General features: G+C 25.9%; 24 protein-coding genes and 2 pseudogenes. 1 reads left to right on the top strand and 25 read right to left on the bottom strand.

What is annotated here, in order from left to right:
* Positions 1 to 10: 10 nt before the first annotated feature.
* The 19 genes and pseudogenes from ACZ91P_RS03215 to ACZ91P_RS03125 form a co-directional block, all read right to left on the bottom strand.
* Positions 11 to 280: a hypothetical protein gene (locus tag ACZ91P_RS03215; RefSeq protein ID WP_465158006.1), complete on the bottom strand. Its 270-nt coding sequence runs from the start codon at positions 278 to 280 to the stop codon at positions 11 to 13.
* A gap of 15 nt (positions 281 to 295) precedes the next feature.
* Positions 296 to 1,546: a hypothetical protein gene (locus ACZ91P_RS03210; protein ID WP_465158005.1), complete on the bottom strand. Its 1,251-nt coding sequence runs from the start codon at positions 1,544 to 1,546 to the stop codon at positions 296 to 298.
* Positions 1,547 to 1,558: 12 nt separating this feature from the next.
* Positions 1,559 to 1,972, bottom strand: coding sequence for a hypothetical protein (locus tag ACZ91P_RS03205; protein ID WP_465158004.1), 414 nt, complete (start codon positions 1,970 to 1,972; stop codon positions 1,559 to 1,561).
* A gap of 86 nt (positions 1,973 to 2,058) precedes the next feature.
* Complete coding sequence (locus ACZ91P_RS03200; RefSeq protein WP_465158003.1) at positions 2,059 to 3,090, bottom strand: hypothetical protein; 1,032 nt, start codon at positions 3,088 to 3,090, stop codon at positions 2,059 to 2,061.
* 95 nt (positions 3,091 to 3,185) lie between these two features.
* Entirely contained in the window at positions 3,186 to 4,043 is an 858-nt protein-coding gene (locus ACZ91P_RS03195) for a hypothetical protein (protein ID WP_465158002.1), read from the bottom strand.
* 668 nt (positions 4,044 to 4,711) lie between these two features.
* Positions 4,712 to 4,888, bottom strand: a complete 177-nt coding sequence (locus ACZ91P_RS03190) for a hypothetical protein (protein ID WP_465158001.1) — start codon at positions 4,886 to 4,888, stop codon at positions 4,712 to 4,714.
* A gap of 11 nt (positions 4,889 to 4,899) precedes the next feature.
* Entirely contained in the window at positions 4,900 to 5,058 is a 159-nt protein-coding gene (locus tag ACZ91P_RS03185) for a hypothetical protein (RefSeq protein ID WP_465158000.1), read from the bottom strand.
* A gap of 47 nt (positions 5,059 to 5,105) precedes the next feature.
* Entirely contained in the window at positions 5,106 to 5,300 is a 195-nt protein-coding gene (locus ACZ91P_RS03180; RefSeq protein WP_465157999.1) for a hypothetical protein, read from the bottom strand.
* 174 nt (positions 5,301 to 5,474) lie between these two features.
* Entirely contained in the window at positions 5,475 to 5,768 is a 294-nt protein-coding gene (locus ACZ91P_RS03175; RefSeq protein ID WP_465157998.1) for a hypothetical protein, read from the bottom strand.
* A complete protein-coding gene (locus ACZ91P_RS03170; protein ID WP_465157997.1) occupies positions 5,723 to 6,007 on the bottom strand; it encodes a hypothetical protein in 285 nt (94 codons plus the stop codon). The genes ACZ91P_RS03175 and ACZ91P_RS03170 overlap by 46 nt, the downstream gene beginning before the upstream one ends.
* Before the next feature lie 906 nt (positions 6,008 to 6,913).
* The gene (locus tag ACZ91P_RS03165; RefSeq protein ID WP_465158947.1) at positions 6,914 to 7,387 is read right to left on the bottom strand and encodes a hypothetical protein; all 474 of its coding nucleotides are present in this window, start codon (positions 7,385 to 7,387) and stop codon (positions 6,914 to 6,916) included.
* Positions 7,388 to 7,534: 147 nt separating this feature from the next.
* A pseudogene (locus ACZ91P_RS03160) lies at positions 7,535 to 7,999 on the bottom strand (cysteine peptidase family C39 domain-containing protein).
* 50 nt (positions 8,000 to 8,049) lie between these two features.
* Positions 8,050 to 9,336, bottom strand: coding sequence for an HAD-IC family P-type ATPase (locus tag ACZ91P_RS03155; RefSeq protein WP_465157996.1), 1,287 nt, complete (start codon positions 9,334 to 9,336; stop codon positions 8,050 to 8,052).
* Positions 9,337 to 9,458: 122 nt separating this feature from the next.
* Positions 9,459 to 10,440 (bottom strand): annotated as a pseudogene (locus ACZ91P_RS03150) (ATP-binding cassette domain-containing protein).
* A 101-nt stretch (positions 10,441 to 10,541) separates the two neighbouring features.
* Positions 10,542 to 11,009: an ABC transporter transmembrane domain-containing protein gene (locus tag ACZ91P_RS03145; protein WP_465157995.1), complete on the bottom strand. Its 468-nt coding sequence runs from the start codon at positions 11,007 to 11,009 to the stop codon at positions 10,542 to 10,544.
* Positions 11,010 to 11,100: 91 nt separating this feature from the next.
* Positions 11,101 to 11,580 carry a MarR family winged helix-turn-helix transcriptional regulator gene (locus tag ACZ91P_RS03140; protein WP_465157994.1) on the bottom strand — a complete coding sequence of 160 codons (480 nt, stop codon included), beginning with the start codon at positions 11,578 to 11,580 and terminating at the stop codon, positions 11,101 to 11,103.
* A 142-nt stretch (positions 11,581 to 11,722) separates the two neighbouring features.
* Positions 11,723 to 12,004: a hypothetical protein gene (locus ACZ91P_RS03135; protein WP_415746286.1), complete on the bottom strand. Its 282-nt coding sequence runs from the start codon at positions 12,002 to 12,004 to the stop codon at positions 11,723 to 11,725.
* A gap of 182 nt (positions 12,005 to 12,186) precedes the next feature.
* The gene (locus ACZ91P_RS03130; RefSeq protein ID WP_465157993.1) at positions 12,187 to 12,414 is read right to left on the bottom strand and encodes a CBS domain-containing protein; all 228 of its coding nucleotides are present in this window, start codon (positions 12,412 to 12,414) and stop codon (positions 12,187 to 12,189) included.
* A 44-nt stretch (positions 12,415 to 12,458) separates the two neighbouring features.
* Complete coding sequence (locus tag ACZ91P_RS03125; protein ID WP_465158946.1) at positions 12,459 to 12,764, bottom strand: CNNM domain-containing protein; 306 nt, start codon at positions 12,762 to 12,764, stop codon at positions 12,459 to 12,461.
* A 267-nt stretch (positions 12,765 to 13,031) separates the two neighbouring features.
* On the opposite strand from ACZ91P_RS03125, the gene ACZ91P_RS03120 reads away from it, so the two are divergent.
* Positions 13,032 to 13,679, top strand: a complete 648-nt coding sequence (locus ACZ91P_RS03120; protein WP_465157991.1) for a hypothetical protein — start codon at positions 13,032 to 13,034, stop codon at positions 13,677 to 13,679.
* Between the two features lie 166 nt (positions 13,680 to 13,845).
* Here the strand turns inward: ACZ91P_RS03120 and ACZ91P_RS03115 are convergent, their stop codons facing one another.
* The 6 genes from ACZ91P_RS03115 to rpmI all read right to left on the bottom strand — a co-directional run bounded on the left by ACZ91P_RS03115 (position 13,846) and on the right by rpmI (position 18,122).
* Complete coding sequence (locus tag ACZ91P_RS03115; protein ID WP_465157990.1) at positions 13,846 to 14,499, bottom strand: MurR/RpiR family transcriptional regulator; 654 nt, start codon at positions 14,497 to 14,499, stop codon at positions 13,846 to 13,848.
* 112 nt (positions 14,500 to 14,611) lie between these two features.
* Entirely contained in the window at positions 14,612 to 14,734 is a 123-nt protein-coding gene (locus tag ACZ91P_RS03110) for a hypothetical protein (protein WP_342255724.1), read from the bottom strand.
* 82 nt (positions 14,735 to 14,816) lie between these two features.
* The gene (locus tag ACZ91P_RS03105) at positions 14,817 to 15,542 is read right to left on the bottom strand and encodes a DeoR/GlpR family DNA-binding transcription regulator (protein ID WP_465158945.1); all 726 of its coding nucleotides are present in this window, start codon (positions 15,540 to 15,542) and stop codon (positions 14,817 to 14,819) included.
* Positions 15,543 to 15,626: 84 nt separating this feature from the next.
* Positions 15,627 to 17,408 carry an excinuclease ABC subunit UvrC gene (uvrC, locus tag ACZ91P_RS03100; protein WP_465157989.1) on the bottom strand — a complete coding sequence of 594 codons (1,782 nt, stop codon included), beginning with the start codon at positions 17,406 to 17,408 and terminating at the stop codon, positions 15,627 to 15,629.
* A 135-nt stretch (positions 17,409 to 17,543) separates the two neighbouring features.
* On the bottom strand, positions 17,544 to 17,903 hold the full coding sequence (rplT, locus tag ACZ91P_RS03095; RefSeq protein ID WP_114565167.1) for a 50S ribosomal protein L20: 360 nt from the start codon (positions 17,901 to 17,903) through the stop codon (positions 17,544 to 17,546).
* Positions 17,904 to 17,927: 24 nt separating this feature from the next.
* A complete protein-coding gene (gene rpmI, locus ACZ91P_RS03090; RefSeq protein WP_465157988.1) occupies positions 17,928 to 18,122 on the bottom strand; it encodes a 50S ribosomal protein L35 in 195 nt (64 codons plus the stop codon).
* Positions 18,123 to 18,135: the final 13 nt, after the last annotated feature.

The following is an 18,135-nucleotide window of genomic DNA, read 5'->3' as shown; positions in this document are numbered from 1 at the left end:
TATCACCTCTTTATTTCGTATCTTCTTTTTTAATAACATCTTCAATACTATCTTGTTTTTGTTGTTTGTTATAAGTTTTGATAAATCTAATAGTTTCAATAATTAAAACTATAATTCTTGCTCCAATAAGCATTGCTGAAACAATAACATATGCTGGTCAAGAAATACCCAATGTTTTTTCTCCGATAAAACAAATAATAATTCCGGCAATAAAAAACAATGATGAAACTCCAAAGATTTTCAAAAACATAATCATATCTTTAATAGTTACTTTTGGCATAATACCATCTCCTTCCTAACTTACTTTTTTTCTTTCAATATACAATCCTTTAATTTCAACACTATTTAATATTGATGATAATTTAAACTCACCGTTGGAAAATAATTGAATGGTAATTCAACGACTTGGATTATTTCCATATGATATTCCACTTGCTAATTGACCTTTAAAGTTTATATGCGTAATTATATATAGTTCTATCTCAAGCGTTGTATAACACCATAAACGATAATAATATTCTGACTTATTAAAATTTTTAATTTTATATCCTTTAGAATCTTGAACAAAATCACTAGTATCAACAACTTTTCAATCATTTGATATTTTAGGTAAATCTTTTTTCTGTAAATAAAATTTATCTAAATATTTAGTAGTACCAAATGTATCATCAGTACTTTCAATTCCCGCAACTGTACTATCAATAATCATATAATCAGCAGTATTTTTACCACCTTCAAAACTAGGGTCTCAAATTCTTAATTCCCCGTTTTCAGCATTAAAATCAGCATTAACACGACCACTACTATTAGGTAATAAAGTTATTTTATTTTGTTTTAAATCTGAAACCATTAATTCATCAGCAGTATTTTTAATAATTGTTTTATTATCAATTTTAATATCACTACCGCCACTTTGTTTTGCTTTTCAGACACCATTTTTTTCATAAATAGTATCATTATCAAAGGGAACATTTATTTCATTATTGTTATTTTTAACAATAGTTTTATTGTCAATCTTAGTTTTTTCTTTTTCTATTAAAGCATCAACTTCTAATTGAGTATAATATGATTCTAAATCAATCATTGTTAAATCAATACCTTCTTCTTGAAAAGTACGAAACATTTTCTTTAAAGTTGTTAAATTAGCCAATAATTTTGCATAGGTAGGCAATAGACCTTGTCAAGTAATCATAGGGTCATTTTGCGATGAATAATTAATATCACCAACACTCATATTTACCGAAGTAAAAAATTCAATTGGAATGCGGTTAAATGTTCAATGCTCAATCGTAATAAACACCATATTAATACAAATTTTCTTTAATAATGGATCTTTAAATGTTTCAAACTTTAGTTTTGAAAATGGATAGTTTAAGTAAGAATTAATCATATTTTGGGCTCTTAAGGCAAATGTTTTAAATCATAATTCTACATCACCTTTAAAAAACTTATTATAACGAACTGGAACTTGTGTAATTTTACCTGTCATTGGAATAAAATTATTATAATTTTCCAAAGTAACATTTTGTCATAATTCATTTAACATTTAATCATCTCCTTATCATTTACTTTTTTTAGAATATATTTTCTTTAATATAAATTTTTTACTATTTAGTAATATTTTTGTTTTAATTGTTTTGTTTAAATCTTGTTTTGTTTTGAGTTGTTTATATGCTTGAAATACTAATCCATTACCTAACAAACTAGTAACCGCACTATCTTCTAGCGTATTTAACAATTTATCTTTATTAAAGTTATTTTTAAATTGTTCTTGCATTTTTAATATCTTAGCAATTGTCCGATATATTTTAAAACTATCTTTTACTACTTGCTGATAAACAAGTGGGGCAAAAGAAACTAAATTAAACAAACTTTTTTTAAATCCCCAACCAATAAACCACTCACTGTTCATATAGAATTTAAACGGTTCAGGAGCCAAAACAAACTGTTCTGCTTTGATTAAAGTTGTCATAACGACAATAGGGACATATTTAGGATTTTTATAATATATTGTTAAAGCAACTTCACCCGCAACTGATAATGGAACAATTTTAACTGCTAAAAAACATCAGAACCATAAGCTAAAGGTAATAATTGACCTTTTTTAATAGCCTTAGTTTCAAATTTAGATAATATTTTTTTAGTTTTATCAGTAATTTTACTAATTACTTTTTGTTTAATAGTAATTATTTGTTTTTCAATTGGGGCTAATAATTTTTTAGTTACTTTTTGAATATAAAAATTTGGGTTTAAATGATTTAAAATTTTATTTAATTTAATTGATGTTTGATGAAAAATATTTAATAATTTATTATTATATATTTTACTGCCTCGCATTAAATTAGCATTTAATATTAGGTTTTTACCAACACCTTTTTTATGAAGATTAGTGATTATGTTATATCACTCATTAGTATTAATTTTGCTTATTTTATCAATATTTAATCCATATTCAGACAATCATTTATTAGCATTTATTTCATTTATGCGTGGTATTTTTTGAACTAATGTAGGACTTATTTTTTGAATATTTTTTTCAATTTTTAATAAATTATTAATTGTTTCTAATTTAGAAACTTTAAAAACCTTATAAAAATCATTTCGGGCTAATTTTTCAATTGTATATAATAAAGTTTCATTATTAGCTTGTTTTGTAAAATCAAATATTAATTTATCAGATAAAATCTTTTTACCTCTAACTTGTCTTACAACATCTTCTAAATTATTAGCAGTTATTACACCTAATTTTTCAAGTAGTTTAGTTTCTTTCGCTAATTTTAAAATTTTAGTTGTTCGAACAGCACGCGTTAATTTTCCAATACCACCAATTGCTGGTAGCAAATTTAAGGCAGTACTTTTTGCTGTCACTTCTGATGTTAATTTATCATATATTTGATTTACGGCAAAATCGGTTGCTGTTTCTACTCTAAAAGAGATAAATGCTGCGGCAAAATTAGATAATCCCGCACCAAGACCAACAGCCGAAGCAATACCACCAGTTAAAACTGATAAACCAAGTGCTAAAACTTGAATTCCTAAAAATTCTAATAACTGTAAACCAAAATTTTTTTCTTGTTGTTGGATTGACAATCTAGTTGGATTTTTTTAACAGCATAAATAAGGGCTGTTTTAGATGTTCCAATTGGCATATATATCAAACGAAAAAGTACTATTTTTTAGTACTATTAAGAATTTTTAATTTTAACATCAATCGGATTTGTTTGACCAGTAGCGTTGTTTTTACCTTTAATTTGAACTTCAACAGTTTTATCATTTGTAATATTAATTGGTCAGTCTTCACCTTTACTTTCAATAAAGTAATCAAAATCACTTTCAGTTAAAGAACTATTTACTGCTTTTACTGCTTTTAAAACAACATCTTTAAATTGTGATTTTAACTGTTCGGCTGTTGCTTTTGTTGGGTCTGTAACATGAATATTAGGTTTATCTATTTTATTAATTTTACTAATATCAATTTTTGAAACAATATGTTTAATAATTCCCTTAGGTTCAACTACTGCCCCACCTAAATATAAAACTCTTTCCATAATCAAAGTATTACCCATTCCAGTACCCAGTGCAGCTGTACCAACTCTTAATGGAGTATGGTCTTTTTTACGTAAGATAAGAGGGTCATATTTTTTACTAAATTTAAAGGCAATTGCATTAACACCATCTGGTAATAGAGTAATTGTTCCTTCTGAACCATCTTTATTAATAATTGGTAATTTTTTAGGAACCATATAATATGTTGTTCCTTCAACAGTTTTCATTGCTCCGCTTGTTTCAATTACATTGTTTATTTGGTCATTTGCTCCAAGTTGTAACTGTAATTTATTACGAATTCCACGAATAAAATCAGCCGAACCCAAGACAACTGTTTCTGATGGGGTAAATCCATTTTCATATATTTTATCCATAATTTCATCATGAATTTGTAAAGCATTTGTATCATCTGCTTTTTGGCCTTGAATGGTTGTAACTACTCCTTTATTAATAATTTCTAAAATTTTATTACGTTTATAAGCAACCTCAGTATCCATTGCTTGTTCAATATCAGCAGCCCAAAGATTAGGGTTAAAATCACTTTCTACAGGGTCTAATTTACAAGCAAAAGTTAAAATTGTATCTAATTCAACAATTTCATCATCAAATTCTACTTCTTAATAATTTAATAATTTATCATGATTATTAAATACTTTCCCATCTTTACCAGAACCTTCATTATATTTAATATTTTTCTTTCTTTTATATGCTAAACTAAATTTACTTGCTTCTTTTGACGCAAATAATGCTTCTTAACTAAATTTTTGTTGATAAGTTTATAAATATCATTGTTCAAATGTTTCTCGATCTCGTTTTGTTGCTTGATTAGCAATATCTCCGAAAATTCTTTGTGGGTTTTGTGCCATAATTTACTTCCTTCTTTCTATTTATTAAATATATTGTCTGTATCTAAAATATTGTTTTCTTTGTTTTCTACTTTTGGTACGCCACCAGTATTAACTGTTTGTACCTTAATTAATTCATCATAAACACTTTGCAATTGTGTTTTAATGATTTCAATATCATCAGTAATATCATAAGACTTTAATAAAACATTTTTAAATTCTTCATTATCAGTTAAAGAATTAATAAAGTCAATTACTTCAATTTGTTTTAATTGAATTGTTTGTTGTTCAATTTGTGAAGTTAATTCAGTATTTTTTGTTTATAGTTCGTTGATTTGCTGATTACTATTTTCTAAATTAATTGCATTAAATTCTTCAACTTCAGCAGTATTTTCTAAAATAATTTCAGCAGTTTTAATATCTAAACTACCATCTTCATTTTTAATAGGTTCACTATTTTCATTAATAAGAACATATTTTACATTTTTTAATGCCATTGTTTTTCCTCCTATTTTTTAATATTTGTATTTGTTCTTTTTCTAATCGCTTTTTGTATAATTTCAAAACTGTCTACTCTAAAAGACAAAAAATAGCGTTTAGTTTTTATATTTAACTGATTAAATACTGAGCCTTTAATTTTTATCTCATGATCTTTTTTTAATTTCAAAAACTCAGTTAAAATAGATGGGTTATATATTGATAATGTTGAGTAATTTAATCCTTCTCACTGACATTTAGCCGAACAAGCATAAACTTCAACACCACCACCAACCCCAGTGCCTTAATCTTAGTTTTAATCGGATTTTCATGTAATCTAACAGTTAATTCTAACTTATTAACTTTTTTATTTTTTATTTTAGGTTTATTAGTTATTGATTTTTTAGGTAAATTACTTTTTGTTTGTGCCATTTTTTCAACTCCTTTTGCTAAAAAATACTGTAAATGTTTTCAAGCATCGTGTTCGTGCTCTAAGACATTTTAATATTTCCTTTATAAATATAATTTTTCTTAATGACTGGTGATTGTAAAATATATTTTAAATTAAATAGATATTTGCATAAAACTTTTAAACCACCAATAAATTTAGGAGTAAATAATGGATTTTTTTAAACCCTTATGAAGTTGATAATCTTCAATTATTACAATAACTTTATTTAAATAAGAACAAATTTTATTTTTAAACTCATTTAATATTAAATACATATTATTTATTGCTTCTTCTTCATTTTTGGAATTAAAAGTAATATTATTAATTATTTTCTTTTGCAAAACATTATAAATAATAATACCAGTTTGTCCAATTCCAGCAGGGTCAATTGCAATAATATATTTTAATTTATTTGTTTTATTTTTTTGTCAATTTGTAATATTTTTCATCCATCAAATGCTAAATCTAAAGTATCGTTAATTTTATAATATTGCGTATATGAAACAATAACATCTCACTTGTCTTTAAATAAATTTAAGTACATTTTGGCTCATTCTAAACATTGCAAATTATAATGCTTTTTATGATGTGAAATACGACAATTAATAGGTTGACAATTAACTCAATCAAATGATGTTGTTATTTCATTTCAAGTTTTATTAATATATTTACTTTTATATTCTGTCATTTATCTATACTCCTTAATTCTTTTTATTTGTTGCTCAAATTTCACCATTAATATCATTTACTGTTACCAGATAAGCTTGTATCATTAATTCTTGTAATTTATTTTTAATTTTTTTATTTCATTTTTTCATCAAATATTTTCCTTTCTGTAAAAAAACATAATATTCCTTTATTGGTTAATATTTTGATATTTAGTAAATAATTTATTTTAATATTTAATTACTTCGCCGCTCGCTCCACTTTGAAGGTGGGGGGGCGGATAGGATATTTTGATAGAGTTTACCCCGATAAGGAAATAAACAAAAAACAGTTTACCCAGTTATTAATTACGCTTCATCCATCCCTACACAACTTTATATAAAGAAAATAACCTTTTGGAGTTCCAACCCTCTTGTTTTTTTAGTGTCCGATATTGTTTTTTTCGGTTTAACAACACTCTTTTTATGAAAACAAACCAAAAAACACATGCTCTGACATTTCGCAAGTGATTAATCTTGCCGAGAATTAAAGAAATAAATAGGAGTAGTAAATCCAATCGCTTTCACACTTTCTTTAAGGCTTCGTGCCATAGATGAGTTATCCATCTTTAAGCATCAAAAAATATTAAGTTTTAAAGATTGAATTTTGGATTAATCGTTAGATAGTATCTTTATTTTTTTATTTCATTATCTTTTTTAATTCTTTGTTTATTAAATATATTTTTTAGTAATTATATTTAACAATTAACTAACAACTAAATAAAACAATTATTCAAAATTTTTTAAGAAAAGAAAGGATGGATTTTTCTGAAAAAAAATATTTTATTAAGTGTAAAAGATACTATCTAACGATTAATCCAATAAATATAAGTATTTTTTACAAAATAAAAAGCACTTTATTCTTTTTCAATAAAGTGCTACATTTGCATTTACAATTTACAAGTAAAATAACTTTCTAAATTACGACTTTTTTGAAATTTAAAACTATGATATAACTCTAATCTCATATTTTCAAATTCTAATCCTTCTTGATACCAGCTATTATATCAATTTTTATTAATTTGCGAAAATAAAAAAGACAAGAAAAAAATAAGCACATTTTCAAAGAGAACAATTGCTAAAATTAATCCATTTAAATTAAGTAAAAAAATAATGCTAATAATGATCATTAAAAAACTAAATAATAATTGTGGCAACGTTGTTCCTAAAAAAGTAGCCAAAATTAAAACATCGGTTTGTCGTTTTAACCATTCACCAGTATTAAAACGTTCAAATTCAAAAGTAGAAAGGTTTTTTAAATTAGTCACAAATGTTGTTAGCATTGTTTTGTTAACGCGCCGTTGTAATTTAACCATCATTTTTTGAAAAAAATAATTAAAAAAGAGACGAAAATCATAAACAATGATAAATATAAAAAAAAAAAACTTCTTGGTGAAAACCAGTTGTTAAACGATCAAAATAAACCTTAATAAAACTTTTCCCAAAAATAACTAAAAAGTTAACTAATACACTTAATAACATTGTTCATAATAAAAAATTCTTATGTTCTTTTAAAAAAATAATGTTAAATAAAATGATTTTGTCTTATAAACAAATTGTTTTACTTTTTTTGTAAAAATAATCACAGCTTGAAATTTTTCCATAAATGTATTAATTAAAATTCAACTGTCTTTATTCGCACTAGGGTCAGCAACAAAAAAGGATTTTCCACGACGTTGATAAATGGCAACATAATGATAATAACCCATTGCATTTAAAACATAGGCAATTAATGGTTGCTCAAATGTTTATGTTGGTAATACTTGTTTACTAATTTCAAAAGCAGTTAATCCGATATTGTATTTACTAGCAATTTGACTTAAACTATAAACATTTAATGCTCCTTGATAAGCAGGAAGGTGATTTTTCAATTCATTAATTGTCAATTTTTGGTGATGATAATATTCAATTAACATTGCTAAACAAGCATAACCACAATCATCATTTTGCTCTTTTTTAATAAAAGGATATCACATAAAAACACCTCTTTTTCTAGTTATTGTTAACCAAAAAAAGAGAATATTTCCTAGATAACCAATAATTGATAAGTTGTTCGTAAACTTTTTGTATAATTAACTTTTGGATAACTAATAATTGCATTATCAATTTGATTTTTCATTCCTGACTGAAAATAACTATTTAAATAGCCATATTTTAAAACTTTTGGAGCATTAACTTGATTAATGCTATGATAACTTTGTAATTCAATTTTATCCTCAGTTAATGTTCCTATCTTATCCGTACATAAAACATCAATTGCTCCTAAATTTTGAACTGCATCAAGTTGTTTAATTACAACTTTTTCTTTTGCTAAATTTTTGCTTCTCCGGGTCAACTTAACAGCAACAATTACTGGCAACGATTCGGGAGTTAAACCAACTGCTACAGATAATGCTAAAATTAAAGCTTCTAATCATTGTTCTGTTCGAATGCCATTTAACACTAGCACAATTGGTACCATAATTAAAATAATTAGAATAGTTAAGCGCGTAATTTTTTTAATTCCTAAATTAAAACTATTTTCTGTTGGTACTGCTGCTAATTGTTCATTTAACATTCCTAAATAAGTATTAACACCTGTTTTTAAAACTACCGCAACAGCGCTTCCAGCAACAATACTACTTACCATAAAGCAAAGATTTGATAAATCAAAATTTTGATGTAGTGCAGCATTCGCAACAATTGTTTTAAAAACAGGTGTTGCTTCACCAGTTAAAACAGCTTGGTTAACTGATAAATTTTTAGTATAAATAATTCGAACATCACAAGGAACAATATCACCTGTGGAAAGATAAATTAAATCACCAGGAATTAATGTTTTTGATTCTACTTTAACTGCTTTTGCAACTAAATTCGGTAACATTGTTTCATTAACTGTTGCAAAATGGCATTCCCCTGTTCGAATTACCATTGAAGTTTTTTTTACTAATTGTTGTAATTCTTTTGTTGTTTGAAATGCTTTATAATCTTGTCCTAATGAAATTGTTGCGCTTAAGGTCATCATAATGGCAATAATAATTGCACTAGCCAAAGCTAATAGATCATAAAAATCTTTAACAAAAAAAGTTCCTAATTGAAAACCAAAAATTACAATTAATAATAAATTAAAAGGATTAACAATTGTCAAAAAAATATTTTTCATTCAATTAAATTGTTGTGGTTTAATTGCAGTTTGATCTGCGTGAGCTAAGTATTGTTTAACTTCATCATTATGATAACCAATTTTTTGATTAGGTAAATTTGCAACAATTTCAGGAATGGTTGCTTGGGCAAGTGCTTGATAATCAATAATCAGTAAAAATTTTAGTTTCATTAAATTGTTGGTTCTTTTTTGCCATAATACCAAGCCCTCCATGATTATGGTTTAATAATATTAAAATTTAAAAAACAAATTTGTTAATAAAAACACAAAACAATTGTTTTGTGTTACTTATTTTATGTCATTAAACCAGCTTCGTATAATCGTTTAAAACGTCCTTCAACTTTTTTAGTTCATCAAAGATTCCACTTTGAACAACTCCATTTCCTTTTTCTAAAACTAAAATTTGATCAACATTCTTAATGGTACTTAAACGATGAGCAATAATAATTGTTGTTCTACCTTTCATTAGGTTATCTAATTCCGCTTGAATTTCTTTTTCAACAATATTATCTAAAGCACTTGTTGCTTCATCAAGAATTAAAATTTCAGGATTTCGTAAAAATATTCGCGCAATTACTAATCGTTGCTTTTGCCCTCCTGATAAAATAAAACCACGCTCTCCTAGTAAAGTATTAAACCCTTCTGGTAAGTCAATAATAAAATTATATAATTCTGCTTTTTTTGCTGCTGCTTCACATTCAGCATCAGTTGCCATAAAAGTTCCATAACGAATATTATCGTAAAAACTTCCGTAAATAATTTGTGGTTCTTGTTCAACATAACCAACATGGTCTAAATATGATTTTAAATTATTTTTTTTAAATTTTGATTATTAACAAAAATAATTCCAACAATTAATGCAATTGTATTCATACTAGTCAAGGTTGTTATAACAAAAGCAATTACAATTGATTGGACTTTAATAGCACACATACTAACTTTATAATATTCTTTATGAATTTTATTAAAACGTTCTTTTTCATATTCATTTGTACCTGTTGCTTTAATTAATCGAATTGCATTAATCTGATCATTAACATCACCATTAACATCAGAGACCACTTTTCGTTGTTTATACATTAACCGACGAATAAAAGTAAAACCAAATGAAGTTAATAATAAAATTGCAAATGATATTCCTAAAATAATACCAGCTAATTCCGCAACAGTTGCACTTCCATCAAGATAAACAAAATTACCATCTTGATCAATAACTGGTTCAATCCCGCGTGGCCCATCTTGGTATTGCAAAACACGGTTATCTAAAATAAACATAATCCCAATACTACCAATGAAGGTGAAGAAAGCATTTAAAAAATTTTGTGAAACTTGAAATGCTTGGTCACCTAAAATTTGCCTATCAGAAATTAATTTAGTTAAAATATCACCCATTTTTTATCATGATAATAATTCATATCTAAATCAACTAATTTATTTAAAACTTTAATTCGAATATCAATTTCAATTTTTTGTGAAATTGACCCACCAACTAAACTTTGTAAATATAAAAACATTCCCGAAACAATAAAAGTTCCGACAAAACCAATTGCTCAGTATAGTAATGTTCCTCATGGCATCGCAGGATCATTAATACTTGAACGCTTTAACATTCCCGTTGTCAATTCCATCATAACAATATTTATTAATTTAGGTAAGGCAACTGTAATTCCACAAGTAATAATAATAAATAAGATTAAACATAATCAACGAAATCAAAATTGTTTATAATAAATTGACAATAATTTAAAAAATCCCATTGGGGTGGCTTTTGGATTTTTAATTGGCAACGGTTCTTTTTTTGTATTATTGCCAGTTAAATTTAACCCATCATTTTTTTCTCTCATGATAAACTCCTTTTTGTGCATTTTGTTAAGTATTTAACAAAATAATTATACGAATTCTAAAAAATATTACAAGTTATTTTATTAATATTTGTTAAATATTTAACATTTTTTTAAGATGTAGACCCTTCTTTTTTAGCAATTCAACTATCCTTCCTAAATCAGCTAGTAAAGTTTCATATCGTGGTTTTGATAAAATTTGCATAATGCGTTGATCTAATTGATTTACTAAATTAAAAACAATTGATTTTAATTTTCATCACTTTTCAGTTAAGGTTAAATAAATAATTTTTTTATTATTTTCTGGGCGATTTTTTACAACATAACCCTTTTGTACTAATTTTTTTGAAACAATCGTAATATTTGCCCGTGATTGATTAACAACTTGTGCTAATTCATTCATTGTATAGTCAGGAAACCGTTCAATTAAAATTAATAACCAAATATTAGAAATTTGAAAATCATAATAACCTTGTTTTTGTAGTTCATTTTCAATTTGCTGTGTAAATGCTTTGTTAATAAAACCTAAATAACGAAAAAGTAATCCATCACATATTTCATTTTCTACTTGCATTTTTTCCAGAATAATCCTCCTCCTTCTCATTAATTTTTCTATATTTCTTATCTTTTTTTATCTTAACATAGAATAAATTAATGTTAAGTATTTAACAAAGATAAATAAAAAATGTATTTAAAATAAATACACTTTTTTGCTTTTAACGTTCTAAATCATGAATTGGATTATTATTAGTTAAAAATTCAATTTCAAAAATAATATTTTTGGAAGTTAATTTGCCTTTTTTCTCATCATTTACGCGAAAAGCATAATTTTGATAAACAAATTCTTTAATTTTATTTTCTGATTTTGTTAAATCATATCCTGTTTCCTTAACAAATCATTGATATAATGTTTTACCTGTACTTTCTGGTGGTGCTGCTAAATGCAAATATTTTTGAAATACTTTTTTAATCGAAGTACTACCATGAATTCAAAGCATATGGTGACCAATTTCTTTTACTTGCCCAGTTTCATCATCTTCATCATAAATTTCACCAACTAATTCTTCTAAAATATCTTCCAGTGTAACGATTCCAAGAAAATTATTACTATCTTCATTGGTACTAACAACTGCGATATGAACTTGTTCTTGTTGAAATAATTCTAAAGCATCATCTAATTTTAAATAACAAGAGAAAAAATTGGTTCAGAAACTAAACTTTTGATATCAACTTCTTGATGATCAATAACGGCAATAAAAACATCTTTAATGTTTAAAATTCCAATTACTTTTTCAGTTTCTGGAACTAAAACAGGAATATGCGTAAAACGTTCTTGCTTATAAAACCGTTGTAATTCTCGTCATGAAATATTACTATAAATTGTTTTAACTTTTTCCTTTGCTGTCATAATTGAACCAATTGTTTTTTCATCAAAAGTTATTGCTGATTCAATTAGTTCTTTCTCTTTTTTTCTAAAACACCTTCTGATTTAATTGTTAAAATTAATTCTAACAATTCATTTTCTGTTGTTAAAACACCATTTTTTTGTTTATGAAAGGTTAACAACCAAGTAAAAGGATAAAACAAAATTTTTCAGATTCATAAAATATAAGCTGAAAAAATTGAAAACTTTTCAGGAAAAGCTTTAGCAATTGTTTTTGGTAATAATTCACCAAAAATTAAAACAGTTAAACCAATAACTCCTGTTGCTACTCATGTTGCTGTTTCAGCATTGATAATCAAAGACGCAAAAAATAAAGTTCTAATTGTTGCTAAAGCCGTATTAACTAAAGTATTTGCAATTAAAATAGTTGCTGAAGTAACACAGCTAATGCGGTGGTCATATCCATCATCATTTACTCTCCTTTAAAATCTGTATTATTTTTTATCATTATATACTTTTCTCTCATAATTATCTACTAAATAACACCATAAAAATATTTAGATTTAACTTTAAAAATATAAAAAATAATGTATAGTTATAGATAGACAATTATAAAAAATAATTCTTGGGGAGGAATAGAAATGAAAAAACTGCTAAATACAATGGCAGCAATGACACTCGCAACAACAACAGCAACAGCAACAATCGCTTGTTCAGATCAAAATATGGCTTATTACAACCAATTCATCAATGGTATAAACAATAAAGAAAGTTTTATTTTTATGGTTTCAGCAAAGAATTGCATTCATTGTCAAAATACAACAGATACAACAATTCCAGATTTATATAATAAAAATGGCTATGGTAATGATAAATATGACAAGTATTTAGCAGGTAATTTTGGTGCCCAATATGCTTTAAAAACATATCCGATTAGTTCTGATGAACAAGAAAAAATTAAAAACACTCGTTTAATTATTACTGATAACATTAAAGATTATAATGGTATTTGAAAAGAAAAATGAGCAAAAAAAATTGCTGATTGAATTCTAACACAAGAGCGAAATGCTCATAAAATTAATGGTAAAATTGACAAAACAATTACTGCTGCTTCATTAGGATTAACTCTAACGCCAACTTACGTCTATATTAAAAATGGAAATTATGTTGGATTCGAAACTGGTGACGTTTGAAACTTACAAACGGGGGCCAATTCTGACTTATGAATGAATCGTTTTATTAAACATATGGTCTTAGAAGATTGAGATATTGATCATAATAAATCATAATAAAAAATACTCAGACAACTTGCTGGGTATTTTTTTAATTAATCATTGTTAAAATTGCATTAAAAATAATAAATAAATGATTATAAATAATTTGGTGAGTATACATTTTGCGCTGATCATTAATAATAATCGGTGTTTTTGTTGTTAAATTAGTTTCTATAATCGGTTAATTTTCTTTTAAAATAAATTTAATATTATCTAACGGTAAAGTTTTATCAGTATGTTTTAAAACATTAAATAAATAAGTTTGATCTGTATCAATAATAATTCAAATTACAAGATCATCATCTCTTAATCGTTCTAAAAATTTTTTAGCAATAAATTCATGTGTTGTTACACTTACATCAAAACCAATTCCTAACAATTGATGATAAAAATTAATTAATAAATCTAAATGTGTATGTTCACCAATCAAATAAATTTTTTTTGTTGTTTTTAGCATTGTTTTTAATTCTAAAATTGATGATAAATTTTCATTTAATAAATTTGTCATCATTGCACTATGGTTTGATACTAAATCATTAACAGTATTTTTTGATGGATTAAGACGATAAAACTGATTAAGTTTTTTTAAATTTTCTAATTCATAGCGAAAAAAAATATAAAATTCTTTTCATCCTGTAAAACCTAAACTTTTACAAAACTTTGTCACCGCTAAAACACTTGTATGTGATGTTTCTGCAACATCATTAATGATAAAATTTTCATTTGATACTTTAGCAAAAATTAAAATAGTTTGTGCAATAATACCATTAACAGTATCATCATTACGATTAATAATTTCCTCTAACTTCTCAAGAATATTAGTTTTTAATTGCATATTACCCACCTATTCATTCCATGGTTTAATCCCTTCAGATTTCAATTAGATTTTAATAAAATTTAGATAACAATGGAATGAAAAAAATTGAGAGTTTAATGAAAATATTTTCCTAATCTACCTCATCGGTACGGTCTTTTACTACTTCCTCAATTTTTGCTAGCACAGTAAATAATTCTTCAAATTCAAACTTTTCAATTTGGTTACATACATGTTGGACATTATTTAAATCCATTTTAACCTCCTTTCAAGCAAAAAATTACCATCCTAAGTTAACTTTTCCTTGTAAATAAAAAACTTTGTTGTTAAACAAAGTTTTATATTACTTTAACATTAAAATCATATTGTTTCATAACTTCTGGTTTGTCCGTTACTAAATATGAAACATCTTTAACGTCATAAAATTTAAAAAACCCAATTTTATCAAATTTTGTACTATCAGCTAATAAAATTTTAACTTGAACCCGTGCTAAGGCTGCTAATTCAACCCGCGCTTCTTCTTCATTACTTTTGAAAACAGCGCCAGTTTTATCAATTGTATTTGCTGAAAAAATAACTTTTGAAAATTGAATTAATGATAAACTTTCCTCACAAAATGAACCATAAAAAGCTTGTGATTTTTCACGTAATTTGCCTCCAAATAAGACATTATATTGAACATTAGGATTATCTTTTGCCAATTGTAAAATTCGAAATGAATTAGTGACAATTTTTATTGGTTTATCAATTAAAGTAACAAAAATTTCACAAGTTGATCCTGCTCCGACAAAAATAACATCATTTTTTTCTAACAAATTTGTTAACTTTTTTCCGATAATCATTTTTTTATCAAAATTAATACTACTTGTTCGAACATTAATATTACATGTTTTATTATGAACTCCTAAAAAATTAATACCACCATAATACATTGTAATAATTCCTTCATTTTCAAGTTCTTTTAAATCACGGCGCGCAGTTGTTGCTGAAATATTATATTTTCGAACATATTCAAGAACATGATTCATTTCGTGAAAAAGTTTTTGACACAAATATGCTAATAATAAATCTTTTCGTTGGACTCGATGGATAATTCTCTACTCCTTTCATTGTTTAATTCTGTACTTAATTATTATACCGAAAAAAAGTTATTTACCAAAATGTTCCAAAAATTTTCTTAAATTTTCAATAAGTTTTTTATTATGCAATAATTGATATAATTCAGCATCACTTGCTTTTTGAATTGCACCAATACTTTTAAAATGGTGATTTAATAATTTAATTCGTTGTTTTCCAAACCCTGGGATTGTTTTTAGAATACTTGTTGTCAAAGCTTTTGTTTGCCGGCGGCGAAAACTAGTAATTGCAAAATTATGAACATCATCTTGCATTCTTGTTAAAAATAAAAATAAACGGCTACTTTTATCCAAATATACTTTCTCTTTTTTAAAATTAAATAAATGGTCAGTTTTATGATGATCATTTTTAACTAAACCAATCACGGGAATTGATAAATCTAATTTTGCTAGTTCTTTTAAACAAGCATTAACTTGTTGAATCCCACCATCCATAATAATTAAATTAGGAAGGGCTTGTTCTTCTTGAATAATCTTTTGATAACGACGAGCAACAACCGCCGCAATACGGTGCGTATCATCTTGATATGGAATTTCTAAATTATACTTACGATAATCATTTCGTGATGGACGACCATTTTTATAAACAATAACCGCACCAGTCACAAACTCATTATTAATATTAGTAATATCAATCATTTCAATTAAATATGGTAATTCTGATAAACCTAATAGCATTTGTAACTCTTTTAAAACTTCAGCATTATTTAATTCTCGTTGGGCAGTTGTCTGGTATTGGACATAAGATTCATAACTATTTTCAGTGGCTAATTTCATAATTGTTTTTTCAATTGATGTTTTAGGATGAAAAACACGATTATCAAATAACAAGTTTAATTCTGGTAATGCAATTGCCTCGTTAACAATTATTTTTGTGGGTAAAATATTTTTTTGATAAATATTTTGCAAGTATAAGCGGTATAATTCTTGGTAATCTTCAGCAAAATCAAGATGATAATATTCATAATCTTTATAGCTTAATTTTCCAGAACGATAAAATAAAGTTGTTAACACTAAATGCTCAGTAGTTTGATATAAACTAATCACATCTAAATTATCATTTTGATTTAACATTTCAACTGTTTGTGATGATAAAGTTCAATCTAAGTTTCGAATTAAAACTTTTAATTTATGTGCTTCTTTAAATTGTAAGTTATCTGCGGCTTGAAACATTCGTTTCTCTAGTAGTTTTTTTGTTTCAGTAAAATTACCTTTAAAAAAATTATGAACTTTTTTAATCATTTTTGTATAATACTCTGAAGGAACTGATTTAAAACAAGCACCTGAACATTGATTAATATGATAATAAAGGCAAGGTTTTTCAAGATTTCCTTTGCAACGACGTAAAGGATATAATCGTTCTAAGACTTTAATAATTTCCTGCGCATGACTCCCTTCTGGGAATGGTCCATAATAGCGAGCATATTTTTGATGAACATTACGAACATACAAATATTGAGGGTCTTTTTCTTTTGTAATTACAATATAAGGATAATGTTTATCATCATTTAACAAAATATTGTATTTTGGTTTGTACTGCTTAATTAAATTATGTTCTAAAATTAGTGCTTCTTTTTCAGTTTTCGTAATAATTGTTTCTAAACGAACTATTTCTTGAACTAAGCGGGTTGTTTTATAATTATACACTTTGTTAAAATAAGAACTAACACGACTTCGTAAGTTTTTTGCCTTTCCAACATATAATACTTGATGATAATTATTGTAAAATAAATAGCATCCTGGTTTAGTTGGTAAAATCTCAACTTGCTCTTTTAACGATAATTTTTCTGACATTTTTCATTCTTTCCCTTATGTTTGTTAATATTTTATGCTTAATTAAAACAATTAGCAACTCATCATAAAAAATCCAAGATAAGAAAACGGACTTAATATTAAAATAAAAAACTACTTTTCAGAAAAGTAGTTTTGTTAATTTTTTAACGCTTGTTTTGATTTTTCTACTAACACTTTAAATTCACTTGGATTATGAATTGCTAATTCTGATAACATCTTACGATTTACTTCAATGTTAGTTTTATTTAAACCATTCATAAATTGTGAATACGACATATCATGTTCACGTACTGCAGCATTAATTCTTTGGATTCATAATGAACGAAAATCTCTTTTACGTTGCTTACGATCACGAAAAGCATACGCTCATGATTTCATTACTTGTTCTTTTGCTTTTTTATAATGCGTTGATTTTGTTCCAAAATATCCTTTTGCTTCTTTAATAATTTTTTTACGACGTTTTCTTGTTGTTGGTCCGCCTTTAACTCTTGCCATTTGTTAATACTCCCTTCTCTTTCTTTATCCTTGTAATAGTTGTTTTAATCGACTCTGATCAGTTTGATCCATTAAACCAGCTTTACGTAAATGACGTTTTTGTTTTGTTGTTTTATTTTGGGCTAAATGTGAAGTATATGCATGCGCAATCTTTCATTTTCCTGTTCCTGTTATTTTAACTCTTTTTGTTAAAGATTTTTTCGTTTTCATTTTTGGCATAAATTTTCCTCCT

It is taken from the genome of Spiroplasma endosymbiont of Halictus nicosiae (genome assembly GCF_978018445.1).
The sequence above is the reverse complement of the archived record's forward strand: the minus strand, read 5'-3'. Positions and strand labels throughout refer to the sequence as shown.